The organism is Allokutzneria albata, from assembly GCF_900103775.1.
GTDB classification, from domain to species: Bacteria; Actinomycetota; Actinomycetes; order Mycobacteriales; family Pseudonocardiaceae; genus Allokutzneria; species Allokutzneria albata.
In genome coordinates, this window is the sequence record NZ_LT629701.1 from 3909649 (window position 1) to 3924809 (window position 15161).

General features: G+C 70.0%; 18 protein-coding genes. 7 read left to right on the forward strand and 11 right to left on the reverse strand.

All coding sequences use genetic code 11. From position 1 onward, the window contains the following. The first annotated feature begins 10 nt into the window (after positions 1-10). Positions 11-328: an immunity 53 family protein gene (locus tag BLT28_RS17235; protein ID WP_030429627.1), complete on the forward strand. Its 318-nt coding sequence runs from the start codon at positions 11-13 to the stop codon at positions 326-328. Positions 329-623: 295 nt separating this feature from the next. Here BLT28_RS17235 and BLT28_RS42030 read toward each other — a convergent pair whose 3' ends face one another. The 3 genes from BLT28_RS42030 to BLT28_RS17245 form a co-directional block, all read right to left on the reverse strand. Continuing rightward, a complete protein-coding gene (locus BLT28_RS42030) occupies positions 624-1115 on the reverse strand; it encodes a transposase (RefSeq protein ID WP_231950864.1) in 492 nt (163 codons plus the stop codon). Further along, positions 1034-1528 carry a helix-turn-helix domain-containing protein gene (locus BLT28_RS42035; protein ID WP_231950945.1) on the reverse strand — a complete coding sequence of 165 codons (495 nt, stop codon included), beginning with the start codon at positions 1526-1528 and terminating at the stop codon, positions 1034-1036. The genes BLT28_RS42030 and BLT28_RS42035 overlap by 82 nt, the downstream gene beginning before the upstream one ends. Positions 1529-1699: 171 nt before the next feature. Continuing rightward, positions 1700-2689, reverse strand: coding sequence for a dipeptidase (locus BLT28_RS17245; protein ID WP_197684042.1), 990 nt, complete (start codon positions 2687-2689; stop codon positions 1700-1702). Between the two features lie 38 nt (positions 2690-2727). Here BLT28_RS17245 and BLT28_RS17250 point away from each other — a divergent pair, with 38 nt between their 5' ends. The 3 genes from BLT28_RS17250 to BLT28_RS17260 are packed head-to-tail and all read left to right on the forward strand — an operon-like array spanning position 2728 to position 4841. Next, complete coding sequence (locus tag BLT28_RS17250; protein WP_030429836.1) at positions 2728-3306, forward strand: TetR/AcrR family transcriptional regulator; 579 nt, start codon at positions 2728-2730, stop codon at positions 3304-3306. 5 nt (positions 3307-3311) lie between these two features. Beyond that, positions 3312-4133, forward strand: coding sequence for an MBL fold metallo-hydrolase (locus BLT28_RS17255; protein ID WP_156050980.1), 822 nt, complete (start codon positions 3312-3314; stop codon positions 4131-4133). Positions 4134-4184: 51 nt separating this feature from the next. Then, complete coding sequence (locus BLT28_RS17260) at positions 4185-4841, forward strand: hypothetical protein (protein WP_052407330.1); 657 nt, start codon at positions 4185-4187, stop codon at positions 4839-4841. Between the two features lie 27 nt (positions 4842-4868). Here BLT28_RS17260 and BLT28_RS42555 read toward each other — a convergent pair whose 3' ends face one another. Next, positions 4869-4997, reverse strand: a complete 129-nt coding sequence (locus BLT28_RS42555) for a hypothetical protein (protein ID WP_269459655.1) — start codon at positions 4995-4997, stop codon at positions 4869-4871. 76 nt (positions 4998-5073) lie between these two features. Here BLT28_RS42555 and BLT28_RS40950 point away from each other — a divergent pair, with 76 nt between their 5' ends. After that, positions 5074-5211, forward strand: a complete 138-nt coding sequence (locus BLT28_RS40950) for a hypothetical protein (RefSeq protein ID WP_162184838.1) — start codon at positions 5074-5076, stop codon at positions 5209-5211. 49 nt (positions 5212-5260) lie between these two features. Continuing rightward, on the forward strand, positions 5261-6577 hold the full coding sequence (locus BLT28_RS17265) for a serine/threonine-protein kinase (RefSeq protein ID WP_162184839.1): 1317 nt from the start codon (positions 5261-5263) through the stop codon (positions 6575-6577). 4 nt (positions 6578-6581) lie between these two features. Here BLT28_RS17265 and argG read toward each other — a convergent pair whose 3' ends face one another. Both argG and BLT28_RS17275 read right to left on the reverse strand, forming a co-directional pair. Next, positions 6582-8030: an argininosuccinate synthase gene (argG, locus tag BLT28_RS17270; RefSeq protein WP_030429632.1), complete on the reverse strand. Its 1449-nt coding sequence runs from the start codon at positions 8028-8030 to the stop codon at positions 6582-6584. A gap of 76 nt (positions 8031-8106) precedes the next feature. Continuing rightward, positions 8107-8313 (reverse strand): hypothetical protein, encoded by a 207-nt coding sequence (locus tag BLT28_RS17275; protein WP_030429633.1) that lies wholly within the window; start codon positions 8311-8313, stop codon positions 8107-8109. Positions 8314-8470: 157 nt separating this feature from the next. Between BLT28_RS17275 and BLT28_RS17280 the strand changes: the two genes are divergently transcribed. Then, positions 8471-9427, forward strand: coding sequence for an SdpI family protein (locus BLT28_RS17280; protein WP_030429634.1), 957 nt, complete (start codon positions 8471-8473; stop codon positions 9425-9427). On the opposite strand, the gene BLT28_RS17285 is transcribed toward BLT28_RS17280, so the two are convergent. The 5 genes from BLT28_RS17285 to BLT28_RS17305 all read right to left on the reverse strand — a co-directional run bounded on the left by BLT28_RS17285 (position 9417) and on the right by BLT28_RS17305 (position 15143). Further along, a complete protein-coding gene (locus BLT28_RS17285; protein WP_030429635.1) occupies positions 9417-10514 on the reverse strand; it encodes a VanZ family protein in 1098 nt (365 codons plus the stop codon). The genes BLT28_RS17280 and BLT28_RS17285 overlap by 11 nt on opposite strands. A gap of 462 nt (positions 10515-10976) precedes the next feature. After that, complete coding sequence (gene hypF / locus BLT28_RS17290) at positions 10977-13310, reverse strand: carbamoyltransferase HypF (RefSeq protein ID WP_081900311.1); 2334 nt, start codon at positions 13308-13310, stop codon at positions 10977-10979. Next, complete coding sequence (locus BLT28_RS17295) at positions 13307-13948, reverse strand: DUF6084 family protein (RefSeq protein ID WP_030429637.1); 642 nt, start codon at positions 13946-13948, stop codon at positions 13307-13309. The genes hypF and BLT28_RS17295 overlap by 4 nt, the downstream gene beginning before the upstream one ends. Continuing rightward, on the reverse strand, positions 13945-14595 hold the full coding sequence (locus BLT28_RS17300; protein ID WP_030429638.1) for a DUF5947 family protein: 651 nt from the start codon (positions 14593-14595) through the stop codon (positions 13945-13947). Before BLT28_RS17300 ends, BLT28_RS17295 begins: the two co-directional genes overlap by 4 nt. Next, the gene (locus BLT28_RS17305; RefSeq protein WP_052407332.1) at positions 14592-15143 is read right to left on the reverse strand and encodes a NifU family protein; all 552 of its coding nucleotides are present in this window, start codon (positions 15141-15143) and stop codon (positions 14592-14594) included. Before BLT28_RS17305 ends, BLT28_RS17300 begins: the two co-directional genes overlap by 4 nt. Between the last annotated feature and the right edge of the window lie 18 nt (positions 15144-15161).

Consider the following 15161-nt stretch of genomic DNA (forward strand, 5'->3'; position numbering starts at 1 on the left):
TATCGCGTCCATGTCCGGGTCCGAGCACGTCCTTGAGTGGTTGCAGAGCTGGTACGCCTCGCAGTGCGATGGCGACTGGGAACACGAATGGGGCGTGAGGATTGACACGCTCGACAACCCGGGGTGGCTCGTCAAGATCGATCTTGAGGACACGGAGTTGGCTGGCCGGCAGTATCCCCGTCGGGATGTCACTCGAGGCGAGCACGACTGGGTGATGGCGTGGACGTCCGAGCAGACGTTTCACATCGCCTGCGGTCCCGGCAATCTGACCGAGGCACTCTCGTTGTTCCGGAGTTGGGCGTGCGAGGACGCCGCGGAAGAGCTCTGATCGGAGTTCCTCACGCAGCGAGCGCGGGCCTGCCTCCCCAATGGATGCCCTTCTCGCTGCTGACGCGGGCGCGCTCCTTCCACTGGGCGGCGAGGAGTCAGGGGCGAGCGTTGCTGTTGCGCCATCGCAGGCAGACGTGCAGGGCTCGGGTTTGGTCATGTGGTTGCGGTGGTCGGAGTTCGCGATCGTGATGCCGTAGCGGCCCGAAGTGGGCCACCGGTATCACGAGCGTGGTGCCCACTGATCCAGGGTGCTGGCCGACCACTCAGACGTCAAAACTCAAGCTGGTGGCTTGTCACGCAGCCTTGGCTGGGTAAGGGGTCCAGGTACGGATGGGTGAGTCGGTGGCAAAGCCGGTTTGGGGCTTGGCTCGGGTGTTGTGCCAGCGGATGTGGGCGTTGATGACGGAGTCTTGCTCGGTGTGGCCGCGGTGGTCGGTGCCGCTCAGGGCGAAGTAGCGCAGTGCGGCGGATCCGGCTTCGATCCACTTCAGCCAGGACCCGTAGGTGGGTGGGCAGACCAGCTCGATCTGGTTGCCCGCGCACCACGGTCGGACGTCGGTGTTGCGGCGCGGGGAGTAGTTGTCGCAGATGACGTAGAGCTTCTCGTCGGTCCCCCGCGTCCGCAGGACCTTGAGGAAGGCCAGGAACTCCTTCCAGCGTTTGCGGGGTCGGGTCCGGTGGAAGAGCTTGCCTATGGCCAGGTCTAGGGCGGCGAGCATCTGCGTGACCCCGTCGTGGCGGTGATAGGTCGCCCGCAGCCTTTCGGCTTGGCCTGGTGCTGCCAGGTCTTTCCCTTGCGTGGTAACAAGTTCAGCGGTCCGCGACTGATCGCCGCCACAGTGCCGCACTCCAGCAGGTGGACCTGCAGCTTGGCCAGCGACCACGTGGTGAACACGGTGATAACCCGGTCGGCAGGGGAGGTCCGGACGATCGGACAGATCTGTTCACCGATCGTCCTCGGGCTTCCCCCGCTCCATTTCGGGTCCAGTGCTGCGAACCCCCGCTCATTGAACGCGTGGAGGGCATCCCGCATACAGTCCTCGCTGACCTGCATCAGCGAGGTGATGTCCCGGGCGGCCTGGCCCTGGCCGGACATCAGTACCACGATCGCCCGCCGCAGCCGGACCGGATCCTTCGAGACCCGGCTGATCCGCTGCAGCTTCCGGCCCTCCTCCATCGACAACGCCCGCACGAACACACTCGGCCGGCCAGCCATGACCACCTCCCGCGCTCCACATGCGGAATCAGCGTGCCGACCAACCCGGAAGATCGATTACTGGGCCGACGTTCTGCGACAAGCCACTAGAGGTCCTCCGCGTGAACTCAGGGCCGCGCGGCGGACGATCTGGTCGTCGCGGCTCTCGCGGGCCTACCCGCACACCTGCTCAAGCACCCGAGCGGCGTTGCCCCCGACCACTCCCGAGACCTCGTCCTCCGCGAGTCCCGCCGTCCGCAGAGCCTCGACCAGCACGGCGAAGTCCCGCGCTCCCCGATAGCCGGACATCAACCCGGACACGCCGTTCATATCCGTGCCGAAGCACAGCCGCTCCACCCCGGCGACCTCGGCCAGGTGCGCGACGTGCCGCACGAACTCGTCCACAGTGGACACGCCGATCCCCTTGTCCCCGTAAGGCCACAACCCGATCAGCCCGCCAGTTCCGGCGATCGCGCGGATCTCGTCGTCGCCGAGATAGCGGGGGAAGTCCTGCAACGCGCGAGCCCCCGTGTGCGAGCTGATCACCGGTGCGGTCGTCCGCGAGCACACGTCCAGGATCGTCGCGCGGTCTGCGTGCGCCAGGTCGATCACCATGCCGCGGCGGTTCAGCTCGGCGACGGCCTCCGCGCCCAACGCGGTCAGGCCGGGCTTGCGGCGGCCCGCGCGGACGTCGGGACTGGCCGGGGTCTTGTCCCACGACATGCAGATCGTGCCGAGCGCGTTGTCGGCGTAGTGCACCAGGCCCACCACGCGAACGCCTTGCGCGTACAGGTCGTCGAGCCGCGACAGATCCGGCCCGATGACGTCAGCGCCCTCGATCCCCAGCAGCACAACGGTTTCCCGCGATGCACGGATCTCGGCGACCGAGGTGACCATCCTGCAGCCCGCCGCCGACGCGTCGGCGCGGATCTCGGCGAGCTGCCGCCGGACCGCGCGCCACGGGCTCAGCGGCCGGTGCCACCGAGTCACCAGTGGATCTCCGACCGCCTTCGCGACGACGGCGCGCACCGGCGTCTCCGCGAGGTCTGCGTAGGTGGTGTTCTCCGGCCACGAGCGAGCCAGGACCCTGCGGTGCAGCGCGCGGAACGGCTGCGGCAGCAGGCGGGTGCCGTGCGTGTGCACGTCGATCACGAGAGCGGTCACGGTTTGCTCCTTACTAGACCAGTCTATATAGTTATGGCATGGCACCCCGCGGCGTGACAAGGCAGCGCATCCTGGAGGCCGCCCGGACCCTGTTCCGGCGGCAGGGCTACCACGCGACCGGCCTCAACCAGGTCCTCGACGAGGGCGCCGCCCCCAAGGGCTCGCTGTACTTCCACTTCCCCGGCGGCAAGGAACAGCTGGCGGTGGAGGCGGTGCGGCTGTCCGCGACCGAACTGCGCGGAGCCGTCGACCTGCTCATCCAGACCACGCCCGACACCGCAGCCGCCCTGCGCGCCTCCGCCGACCTGCTCGGCGGGCTGCTGGAGCACTCCGGCTTCCGGGACGGCTGCCCCATCTCGACCGTGGCGCTGGAAGCGGCGGCGGGCAGCGACGCGATCCGCGAGGCGTGCGCCGAGGGCTACCAGTCCTGGATCGACCTGATCGCCGAACGCCTGCGCGCGGACGGGGCGGATGAGGCCGCCGCCGCGGAACTGGCCACCTTCGCGGTGTCGGCCATCGAGGGCGCGCTGCTGCTGGCCAGGGTCCAGCGCGACACCACTCCCCTGCGCTGCGTCGCGGCCAGGATCGCCACCATGATCGAGGAGACGACAGCATGACCGGACTGCACGCGCACCACATCAACTGCGGCACCATGCACCCGCCGAGTCATCGCCTCGTGCACGGCGAGGGCGGGGTGTTCGCGCCCGCGACAATGGTGTGCCACTGCCTGGTCGTGGAGACCGACGAGGGCTTGGTGCTCGTCGACACCGGCCTCGGCCTCGGCGACGTCCAGAACCCGAAGTCCACGCTCAGCGCGGTGTTCCGCACCGTGACGCGTCCCGTGCTGGACCCGGAGGAGACCGCGGTCCGGCAGGTCCAACGGCTCGGCTACAAGCCGGAGGACGTGCGGCACATCGTGCTGACCCACCTCGACGTCGACCACGCGGGCGGGCTCCGCGACTTCCCGTGGGCGAAGGTGCACGTGCACCAGGTCGAGCACGACCGCGCGAGCAACCCCACCGGCGCGGAGAAGCGCCGCTACCGGACGAAGCAGTGGGCGCACGGGCCCCAGTGGCAGACCTACGCCGAAGCCGGGGATCGCTGGTTCGGTTTCGAGGCCGTCCGCCAGCTCGACGGATTGCCGCCGGAGATCCTGCTCGTCCCGCTCGCCGGGCACACGCACGGCCACACCGCCGTCGCGGTGGACACCGGCGAGAAGTGGTTGCTGCACGCGGGCGACGCCTACATGTTCCACGACGAGATCGATCCCGTGCGCCCGCGCTCCACCCCGGGGCTGGCGTTCTTCCAGAACCTGATGCAGGTCGACGGCCCCAAGCGCAGGGCCAACCAGCGCCGGTTGGGCGAACTGCGCGCCTCGCACGGCGACGAGGTCGAGATCTTCTCCGCCCACGACCACACCGAGCTGCGACGATACGCGCCATGAGAACTGCGCCGGCGAGCACGCTGGGCCTGGATCATCGCCATCGTCGCCGTCTTGACGCTGGGTTCCGGGGTGACGCTGGTCCTCGCGTTCCCCTCGATCGCCGCCACCACCTGTCCCCGGTGCTACGGGCTCGTCCCGGTGGAGGACGGGCTCTACGCCGAACCCGATGTGTCCGATGTGGACCGTCAGCGACTCGTTTCGTTGTACCGCGAGGCCAACCAGCGGGTCACCGACTTCTACGGAGAGCGCAGGGGCAGGCCGATCGTGCTCGCCTGCTCCACGCCCGAGTGCTACAGCCGGGTCGGTGGCGGCGGCGAACGGGGCGTCGCCGTGCTCGGCCGAGCCGTGATGCTCTCGCCCCGCGGCCTCGACCCCGTGATCGCCGCGCACGAGCTGTCGCACACCGAACTCCATGCGCGGCTGGGCAGTGGTCAGGTGCCGCAGTGGTTCGACGAAGGGCTGGCCGTCCTCGTCGCCGACGACCCGCGCTTCCTGCTACCGCGCACCTCACCGGACCGCTGCCGCACCGACACCCAGGAACCCTTGCCGCAGACGCTCGACGAGTGGTTGCGCGCCGCCAGCGCCGACGAGCAGATGTACGGCAAGGCAGCGTGCCGGGTGCATCGATGGGCAGCGGCGCACGGCGGACCACGCGCGGTGGTCGACCTCCTCGACCGGTTGAGCCGCGGCGAGCGCTTCACCGGCTGACGGTTCAGCTCCAGGAGTAGACCGAGGTCAGCGCAGACCCACTTCGGCGTGCGCTCCTTCGACCAGCCACCGCTGTCCCCGGAACACGATCTCCGCCGTGGCGACCTCCGAGTTCACGCACACCGCCGACCCACCGTCAGGGTCGGTGTAGTCCACGCGAACGCTCCGCCCGGCGTCCTGCGTCACCTTCACATCGAGCCCACGCCCGCGCACTGTCCACACAGGAATGTCAATGCTCGTGCGCCGAGTCGTCGCGGGAGGCGAGGACTTCGACGTGCACCCAGAACCCGATGTCGGTGACCGAACGGTGGCCTCCTGGTGGGTCGACCAGCAGCCCACCACGCAGATCACGGCCGCGACACCGGCGTGAGACAGTCTTGAGACCGGGATGGAGCCCGGCGGAACGGGCAGGAGGTGTCGTGACGGCCATCGGTGCTGGTCATGTGGTCGGTGGGCGCTACAAGCTGGTCGCCGAGCTGGGCTCGGGCGGCTTCGGGCGGGTCTGGCGCGCGCACGACGAGACCCTCGGCGTCGAGGTGGCGATCAAGGAACTGCGCATGCCACCGGGGCTGTCCCAGGCGGAGCAGGACGAGCGGCTCGCGCGCGCCGTGCGCGAGGCCCGCAACGCCGCTCGCCTGCGCAACCACGAGAACATCGTCGCGATCTACGACGCCGTCACCGACGACGACCGCCCCTGGATCGTCATGGAGCTGGTCCAGGGCCGTTCCCTGGCCGAACACGTCGCGGCGCACGGTCCACTGTCGACGGACATGGCCGCGAAGCTCGCCACGGCGCTGCTGAGCGCGGTCGGCGCGGCGCACCAGGAAGGCCTCGTGCACCGCGACATCAAGCCGGCCAACGTGATGATCACCGACACCGGCAGGGTGGTGCTCACCGACTTCGGGACGGCGGTCCACCAGTCCGACACCGCGTTGACCGCGACCGGGATGTTCATCGGGTCGCTGGAGTACATCGCGCCCGAGCGGTTGCGCACCGACGGGCTGCCCGCCAGCGACCTGTTCTCCGTCGGCGTGGCCCTCTACCAGGCCGTCGAGGGCGTCTCGCCGTTCCGCCGCGACTCCCCCGAAGCCACGCTGGCCGCGCTCCTGCTGGGCGAGGTTCCCGAACCGAGCCGAGCCGGTGCGCTGACGCAGCTCATCACCCGGTTGCTGGACAAGGACCCGGACACGCGGCCGACCGTCCCCGAGGCGATGGCCATGATCGGCGACACCGACGACACCAAGATCCTCACCACGCCGAGCCCGAAGCAGAGCCCGGAGCCGGAACCGGGACCGAGCCCGGGGTCGTGGCGGAAGCGGCTGCCCACCGCCGCCTCCGGGATGCTGATGGCGCTCGTCGCCGCCCTCGGCGTCGTGGGTCTCTGGTACTACGGTCGCAGCTACGGCGATGACGGCTGGCGGTTCTTCACGCTGGATCCGGCCGGCTACCGCGGCAGCTTCGTCACGACCGCGTTCCAGCTCGTCGTCGTGCTCGTCGGGGGCGTGGTGTGCGCCGATCTCACGCGGTTCCTGCCGATCCCGGTCCGCCTCGCCGGGCTGCTCGTCGGCGGCGCGGCCACCGTCTACGCCTTCCACGGCGTCGCCTACATCGTGTGGTCCACCGACGGGTACGGATCGGCCGCGACGGAGACCGCGGTGCTGTCGGTCAGCGGGATCGTGCTCGCCGCCGCGGTCCTGGCCTGGGCCGCGAGGAGGGTGTCGCGGCCCAGGCCCTGACGCCTCAGTCGGTGCCCGCCTCCATGGCGGCGTTGTCCAGCAGCAGCTCGTCCTCAGGGGCCTCACCGCGGGAGGCGATCGCCTCGGCGCCGCCCTTCGGCATCGCGCCGATGAGCCCGGTGGAGGCCGCCTGCGCCGCGCCGATCAGCGTCGGGTGCTTGCTGCCCACCATGCCCAGGACCGCGTACTGCTCCAGCTTGGCGCGCGAGTCGGCGATGTCGAGGTTGCGCATGGTCAGCTGGCCGATGCGGTCGACCGGGCCGAACGCGGAGTCCTCGGTGCGCTCCATCGACAGCTTGTCCGGGTGGTAGCTGAACGCGGGCCCGGAGGTGTCGAGGATCGAGTAGTCCTCGCCGCGCCGCAGCCGCAGCGTCACCTCGCCGGTGACCGCGGTGCCGACCCAGCGCTGCAGCGACTCGCGCAGCATCAGGGCCTGCGGGTCCAGCCAGCGGCCCTCGTACATCAGCCTGCCCAGCTTGCGGCCCTCGTTGTGGTAGCTGGCCAGGGTGTCCTCGTTGTGGATGGCGTTGACCAGCCGCTCGTAGGCGGCGTGCAGCAGCGCCATGCCGGGCGCCTCGTAGATGCCGCGGCTCTTGGCCTCGATGATCCGGTTCTCGATCTGGTCGGACATGCCCATGCCGTGCCTGCCGCCGATGGCGTTGGCCTCCATCACCAGGTCGACGGCGGTGGCGAAGGTCCTGCCGTTGATCGTGGTGGGCCTGCCCTGCTCGAAGCCGATGGTCACGTCCTCGGTGGCGATCTCCACGGCCGGGTCCCAGAACCGCACGCCCATGATCGGGTCGACGATCTCGATGCCGGTGTCCAGGTGCTCCAGGGTCTTGGCCTCGTGCGTGGCGCCCCAGATGTTGGCGTCGGTGGAGTAGGCCTTCTCGGTGCTGTCCCGGTACGGCAGGCCGTGCGCGACCAGCCACTCCGACATCTCGGTGCGCCCGCCCAGCTCGCTGACGAACGCCGCGTCCAGCCACGGCTTGTAGATCCGCAGCGAGGGGTTGGCCAGCAGGCCGTAGCGGTAGAACCGCTCGATGTCGTTGCCCTTGAAGGTGGAGCCGTCGCCCCAGATCTGCACGTCGTCGTCGAGCATCGCGCGGACCAGCAGGGTGCCGGTGACCGCGCGGCCCAGCGGCGTGGTGTTGAAGTACGTGCGCCCGCCGGTGCGGATGTGGAAGGCACCGCAGGCCAGCGCCGCCAGGCCCTCCTCGACCAGGGCCGCGCGGCAGTCGACCAGGCGGGCGATCTCCGCGCCGTAGGTCGTGGCGCGCCCGGGCACCGAGGCGATGTCGGGCTCGTCGTACTGGCCGATGTCAGCGGTGTAGGTGCAGGGCACCGCGCCCTTCTCGCGCATCCACGCGACAGCAACCGACGTGTCGAGGCCGCCGGAGAAGGCGATGCCGACACGTTCACCGACAGGCAGGGAGGTAAGCACCTTGGACACGAGTGAAGTATATGCACACCACCGCATGGTCATGCAACGCTCTACCCGGTGAGGTGAGGCACTCACCTCACCGGCGTCAGCCGCAGCCCACCACGAAGAGACCGACGCGAAGCGCTTCCGCGTCCGCACGCCGCGGCACCACCACGTCCGCCGTGCCCTCCCGCCGCCCCCGTTGCCGGAGCGCCCCCTCGACGACGAAGGCCGCGACGCCGGTCACCAGGGCGGCCAGCAGGCCGATCCCCATGTGCACCAAGGCTTTCCTCACCAGCGCACGCACGCTCATGCTCTCCTCCCCCGCAGGTTGAGCGGAAAGCATCACAGCCGCTGCTGAAATCCCCGTGAAATGCCCCCGCCGCACCCCAGAGGTGCTCACAGGCCCCGGGCATTGCCCGGACACAGCCGCACCTTGTTATAGTTGTACGCGAACAAGGGGTGATGAAATGACGATCTTCGCTCGCCGCGTCCTGCTGTCGGCACTGGCGCCCGTGCTCGCCCTGAGCGCGTTCGCCGTGCTCCAGCTCTCCCTCGCCCACCGCCTCCCCGAACGGCTCGCCACACACGCCGATCCGCAGGGGGAGGTCGACGGCTTCAGCTCGGTCCCGGCGTTCTTCTGGTCCGCGTTCGCGGTCGGCAGCGTGCTCGGCGCGCTCGGCGTCTTCGCGGTCATCGCCACGCGCCGGAGCCCGTCGACACAACGCGTCTTCACCGGCATCGCGGTCGGGGTGAGCACCAACTTCATCGCACTGCAGAGCATCTTCCTGCTGCGCCAGGTCGACGTCACCGACCCGTCCACAGTGGACTTCGCATGGTGGTCCTTCGTCATCCCCTTCGTCGCCGGGCTGCTCGGCGGAACAGCCGGGTACCTGCTCGCGGGCCGCACCGTCGCGCCGGCCGCCGAACCGTTGCCCAGTGACGCGCCGCGCATCCCGCTGGCCGCCGAGGAACGCGCGAGCTGGAGCCAGACCGTGGTGACCCGCATGCCGGTGGTCGTGAGCGTTCTCGTGCTCGCGCTGGGCATCTTCGTCACCTACGCCGTCGGATGGCCGGGCATTCTCGTCCTGCTGTCCGCACTGACGCTGATGTGCAGCGCTTCGGTGCGGGTGACCGTCGACAGCAACGGTCTGGCGGTGCGGCCCACGTTCCCGGGCTGGCCGAGGAAGCGGATCGGGCTCGATCGAATCGCTCACGCGTCGGTGCGCGAAACCGAACCCGTCAGGAAGTTCGGGGGTTGGGGGTACCGGTACTGGGGCCGGACGACCGCCGTGGTGCTGCGCGCGGGAGAGGCCATCTCGTTGGAGTTGACCGATGGGAGCGAGTTCCTGGTGACCGTCGACGACGCGGCGACGGGTTCGGCGTTGGTGAACTCCTTGGCCGAACGGGCTCGCGCTACCGGGTAGCCCGGGAGTCGACGACGACCAGACCGGAGACCAGACCGGACAAACCGGGGTGCGACCGTGGCCGCCACGCGCACACCAGAGCACCGAACAGCAGCAGCTGAGCGAGGCTCTCGGCGGCCGGGACGGTCCGGCCCATGCTGCTGAGCGCGACGTAGCCGAAGGTGCCGAACAGCAGCGCGACCACCATCCGCGCGCCCGGCGCGGAACCGTCAGCTCTGGTGCGGCGCAAGCGAACCGCGCGCTGGCCCACGGTCGCACCACCGGTGAGCGCGGGAACTGCCAGCAGCAAGACGGCGGGAATCCACGTGCCCAACACGGTGATCAACGGCTGGGCCCACGAAGCCTGGTTGAGCCAGACGCCGAAACCGAAGTGCGCCACCAGGTTCGCGGTAGTGGCGAGCGCTCCGCCCAGCACGGTGACCGACACCAGGTCCACGAGCATCCCCAGCAACCGCCGTCCGGTGGTGACCGGGCGCGGCTCCTCGGCCGCCAGCGTGGTTTTCGGGCCCCCCAGGAACCGCAACAGCGGCGCGAGCAACACGCCGAACGCCGTGCCCAGCGTGTTGGCGATGAGGTCGTCGACGTCGGCGATCCGGTACGGGCATTCGAAGATGAACCAGTTCCCGGTCAACTGCGTGAGCTCGATGAGCAGCGACACCCCGAAACCGGCGAGCACCACCCAGCCGACACCGCGCCGGAGGTAGTGCGTCAGGTAGGCGCCCAGCGGCACGAACAGCGCCACGTTGAACACCACCTGCTGGAACGCCGGGTTGACCAGCAACCCGCGCAACCCCGGTGCTTTCTGCTCCTTGGCGATGTCCGCGAGGAAGCGCAGCGGGTCCAGTTGCGGATGGGTCAGCTCCTGGTGCGCCGCGCACCACGCCGCGTCGATGCTGGGCAACGGCAGCATCGTGTAGGTGACCAGGGCCAGGCCGTAGACCAGGAACCCGAACGCGAGCAGTGTCGGCCGCCAGCCCAGTTCCCCGCGTCGTCGGTAGCTGCGGAAGACGAACGGGACGAGCAGCACGAAGGCCAGCAAGGTCCCGCCGAACACGGCGAGCACGGCCGGGATCACCTTGGCGGACAACACGTTCTCCGTTCGGATGCGGCGGGTTCCGCCGATTCTCCTTCCCGGGACCGGCCCCATCCGGCTCCAACGCGCCGGCTCACCCGACCGTGGGGGCGGCCCCGGCTGAGCCGCCCCCGCCGATCACCCGATCAGGCGGGCAGGGCGTAGACGCGCGCCCAGTCGACCTCGTAGACGGCCTACTGCATGTCCGCCGTGGACGTTGTCCAGCTGAATCGTCTGGTGCGTCGGCGGAGCGCATTGGACGCACTTGCAGACGCTGTCGGCACCCCCGAAGCGCCGTTCTCCTGGTAGTCGTACTCGCCGTCCTCCGGCCACCTGTTCGAGTCCGGCCACAGGATCAGCAGCGGGTGGCACTGCCTGCGTTGTTCGCACTCGTGGCCTGCGCCTCCCACAACGCGGGTGTTCTCGTCGGCCCCTTGAGGAAGGGGACTCCCCCAGCCGTAGCGGCCTGCCGCGGTGTCATCGGCTGCCGACGTGGCCGTCGTCGTGGCGACCAGCAGCAGCGTCGCGCCCCAGGTCGCGAGCATCGTTCGCCATCGCATCCGCATGAAGCCTCCCGCCGCAGCCCGAACGAGAACCGGACGCCGAGAGAGCGGCGGCGACGGCGACCTGACCGAGGCTGATGCCGCCGTCGTTGGCGGGCACCCTGCGGTGAACGAGGACACGAAACCCGTTGTGCTGCAAACGGTTGACGGTACGACGCAGGAGCAGCGCGTTCTGGAACACGCCTCCGGACAACGCCACCGTGGCCAGCCCGGTGCTCTCGCGCACGGTCGCACAGCAGGACACGATGGCATCGGCGACACCATTGTGGAACCGCGCGGCGATCACCGCGGGGTCGACGCCGGCGAGCCGATCCGAGACCAGCGCGCGAAGCAGGTCCTCACCGCGCACGACCAGGCCGTCGGTCCTCGCCGCATAACTGTCCACTGTGGACGTGTCGGCGCGCTGCTCCAGCTCGATGGCGGCCTGCCCCTCGTAGTTGACCGCGTCTCGCACGTCCAGCAGCGCGGCGGCCGCGTCGAACAGCCTGCCGGCGCTGGAGGTCAGCGGCGAGTTGATCCCGTTGCGGGCCATCGCGACCACCGTCGCCCACTGCTCGTGGTGCCTGCGGGCCACCGGGAGGTCGACGTCGGGCAGGTAGGCGGCAGCCATCCGCCACGGTTGCCGGATCGCCGCGGCGCCGCCGGGCATGGGCACCGGGCGGAGGTGTCCGGCACGCCGGTAACCCCTCAGGTCGGCGATCAGGAACTCGCCGCCCCAGATGGTGCCGTCCGGCCCGTAGCCGGTGCCGTCGAACGCGACCCCGATGACCGGGCCCGCCTCGCGGTTGTCGGCAAGGCAGGACGCGATGTGGGCGTGGTGGTGCTGCACACCAACGACGTCGACACCGGTGAGGTCGAGTGCGTACTTGGTGGACAGGTAGTCGGGGTGCAGGTCGTGCGCCACGACCTGCGGGGTGATCCCGAACAGCCGGCGGAAGTGCTCGATGCCCTCGGTGAACGCCGTGAAGGTCTCGTGGTTGGCCAGGTCCCCGATGTGCTGCGACACGAACGCGTGCTCATCCCTGGCCAGGCAGAACGTGTTCTTCAGCTCGGCGCCGCAGCCGAGCACCGGCCGTGGGCAGTGCAACGCGAGGACGACCGGTTCGGGCGCGTAGCCCCTGGAGCGGCGGAGCACGCTGCCGCCGCGCACGACCGAGTCGTCGGCGCGGATGTGGATGGGGCGGTCGTGGGTGAGCACCGCGTCGGCGATGCCGGTCAGCGGGTGCGCGTCCCGGTAGGCGATCGGCTCGTCGGAGAGGTTCGCGCTGGTCAGCACGATCGGTTCGGCCAGGTCGCGCAGCAGCAGGTGGTGGAGCGGGGTGTAGGGCAGCATCAGGCCCAGTTCCCGGGCGCCGGGCGCGACCGCGTGCGCCACGGGCGCATCCGCACGACGCGGCAGCAGCACGATCGGCCTGCGATGACTGGTCAGCTCACGTGCGCCCGGCTCGTCGACCTCGCACAGGGCGGCGGCCTGGTCCAGGTCGGCGACCATCAGCGCGAACGGCTTGTCGGCACGGTGTTTGCGGGCGCGCAGCGTGGCCGCGGCCGTGGGGTGGGCGGCCAGCACGGCGAGGTGGAAGCCACCGAGCCCCTTGACCGCCAGCACCTGTCCGGCCGCGAGGCGTTCGACGGCGTCGGTGAGGGGATCGGTGCTGTCGCCCAGTTCGAGCCGCGGGCCGCAGGCCGGGCAACAGGTGGGTTGGGCGTGGAAGCGCCGGTCGCCGGGATCTTCGTACTCGGCCCTGCACAGGGCGCACATCGGGAAACCGGCCATGGTGGTCAGCGGCCGGTCGTACGGCACGTCACGCACGATCGTGAACCTCGGGCCGCAGTTGGTGCAGTTGACGAACGGGAACCGGTAGCGGCGATCGGCCGGATCGAACAGCTCGCGCAGGCAGTCCGCGCAGGTGCCGGAGTCCGCCGCAACCCGTGCGCTGCGCGCGCCTTCGGCATGACTGGTGGCGATCTCGAATCCGGTCGCACCGCCCGCCGGGCGTCGCGTCACCTGGACGTCCTCGACGCGGGCCAGCGGCGGAGCGTCGCGCGCCAGGGCGGTCAGGAACTCCCGCACGTCCTCCGGCCTGCCCTCGATCTCGATGAACACGCCGGCGACGTCGTTGCCGACGCGGCCGGACAAGCGCAGCCGGGTGGCCAGCTCGTGCACGAAGGGGCGGAAGCCGACGCCCTGCACGACTCCTGCGACCCGGAGGTCCCTGCGGACGAGCCCCGTTCGATCGGCTCCGCTCACGTGTCCTTCGTCCGGTGCGACGCGAGCATGGCGGTGAAGGTCGCGTCCCAGCTGGCGAACGCGTGCTGGGACCTGAAGCGCTGCAGGGAGTCCATCGTGTCCTGCCGCACCCGTAGCCACGCGCTGTTGGGGAAGTGCAGGTCGATGGTCTCCCGCCACACGCTCACCGGGAGCGCGTAGGACGCCTCGTTGCTCCAGGGCACCTGCTGCACCTGGAGCCGGCCTTGGTCACTGCCGAATACCGTGCCGCTGAACAACAACAGCAGCGGGATCGCACCATCCTCGAGGGCGTTGAAGAACTTCGTCGAAGCGATCTCCAGGTCGTAGCTGCACGGCACGTCCACATCCACGACCGTGCTCTTGCTGAAGCCCGGCACCATGATCGACAGAGTCGTGAACGACAACGGCTTCAAGGTGTCCGCCCAGCGGTCGCTGTGCCCGAACAGGTCGGTGAGCCGCTGTGCCTCGGCGGCCGAATAGCGCCTGCGCTGCGGTTCGATGCGGAGCTGGCAGCGCAACGCGATGGCCTCGATCGGCTGCCCCGTCGTCTCGGTGATCCGAAGCCGCAACGTCAGCCCCGGCACGACCGCGTACTGGTTCGCCCATGCGTCGATGCAGTCGAAGCGGAACCGGTTCATCGCCCCGCCTCCGCGATCAGCGACCGCGCCTTGGCGCTGATCTCGGCGAACAGCTCGTCGATGTGTTCGCGCACCTGGGGCCCGCCGTCGAGCCCGGTCCAGAACAGCCGGACCGTGCCGACCAGCCGGTAGCACACGTCGACGGGCACCAAGAAGCAGTCCACCCCGCTCTCGGTGCTGCGGAACAGGATCGCCTCGACGTCGGGCTCGACCATCCTCAACAGCGGGTGCCCGGCCGCGAGCTCGGTCCAGTAGTCGAGGTCGAGCAGGCGTTCGGCGGCGCCCGCCGGACTCGGGTAGAACGCGGTGACGCCGGTGTCACCGCGCAGGAGGAACGCCGAACCCACGGGGATTCCCAGGCCTTTCCACTCGATGTCGGTGACCGGTCGCCGGGGGTCCGACAGGTAGCGCTCCGGCACCGCGCGGTACCTGGCACCGCGAACGGCGTCCTGGGTGAACAGCAGGAAGCAGGCGCGGCAGGAACACATCAGGCCACGGCGCCTGGTGTCGACCACGTGGCCGTGCCGCGATGCGACCGGCGTCCCGCAGATCTCGCACTGCTCCGTCCGCTCCATCTGCGCGGGGCGCTGCTCCAGCAGCGAACCCGGCTGTCCGACGAAGCGCCACAAACCGGTACGGGCGCTCATGACGCCTCGCTCCACCGGGTCGAACCGGCCCCCGACCGCCAGCCGGGCGGCGGTCCCATGCCGATCTGCAACAGGTCGGTGGTGGCTCCGGTGATCTCGACCCCGGTGGTCTCCGGAGCGGCGTCCAGGACGGCCTTCTCGATCGCCTCCCTGACCGCGCGCGTCGCGGACGGGCAGCCTGCGCGGCTGCCGTCGAGCCGCAGCCGCACCACCCCTTCGGCGTCGACACCCGAGTACTCGACCCTGTCGGCGTGCGCGCCCAGATGGGGACGGGCCCGGTCCAGCCCCTGCCGGATCCTGGTGTCCACGTCGAGCGGGTGGAGGTCGTGGAGCAACAACAGACCCGCCACCACGTCGTCCCCGGCGATGCGCTCGACCAGCGCCGGGTCGTGCTCGCGCAGGACGGCGACGACGCGGGCGAGTCCTTCGCCGTAGAGCTCCATCAGGAGCCGGACGAGTTCCTCGGCCGTCTGGCGGCTCTCCCCCGGCAGCAGGCCGCCCAGGAGTTCCTCGATGCGATCTCCGACGGTGCTTACGTTGCGCGTCATGGCTCATTCCTCGGATCG

Coding starts and splice junctions, on each gene's coding strand:
- BLT28_RS17275 (WP_030429633.1), bottom strand. CDS start 8,313: ATGAGCGTGCGTGCGCTGGTGAGGAAAGCCTTGGTGCACATGGGGATC.
- BLT28_RS17235 (WP_030429627.1), top strand. CDS start 11: ATGTCCGGGTCCGAGCACGTCCTTGAGTGGTTGCAGAGCTGGTACGCC.
- BLT28_RS17280 (WP_030429634.1), top strand. CDS start 8,471: ATGACGATCTTCGCTCGCCGCGTCCTGCTGTCGGCACTGGCGCCCGTG.
- BLT28_RS40950 (WP_162184838.1), top strand. CDS start 5,074: ATGCTCGTGCGCCGAGTCGTCGCGGGAGGCGAGGACTTCGACGTGCAC.
- BLT28_RS17300 (WP_030429638.1), bottom strand. CDS start 14,595: ATGAGCGCCCGTACCGGTTTGTGGCGCTTCGTCGGACAGCCGGGTTCG.
- BLT28_RS17305 (WP_052407332.1), bottom strand. CDS start 15,143: ATGACGCGCAACGTAAGCACCGTCGGAGATCGCATCGAGGAACTCCTG.
- BLT28_RS17250 (WP_030429836.1), top strand. CDS start 2,728: ATGGCACCCCGCGGCGTGACAAGGCAGCGCATCCTGGAGGCCGCCCGG.
- BLT28_RS17295 (WP_030429637.1), bottom strand. CDS start 13,948: ATGAACCGGTTCCGCTTCGACTGCATCGACGCATGGGCGAACCAGTAC.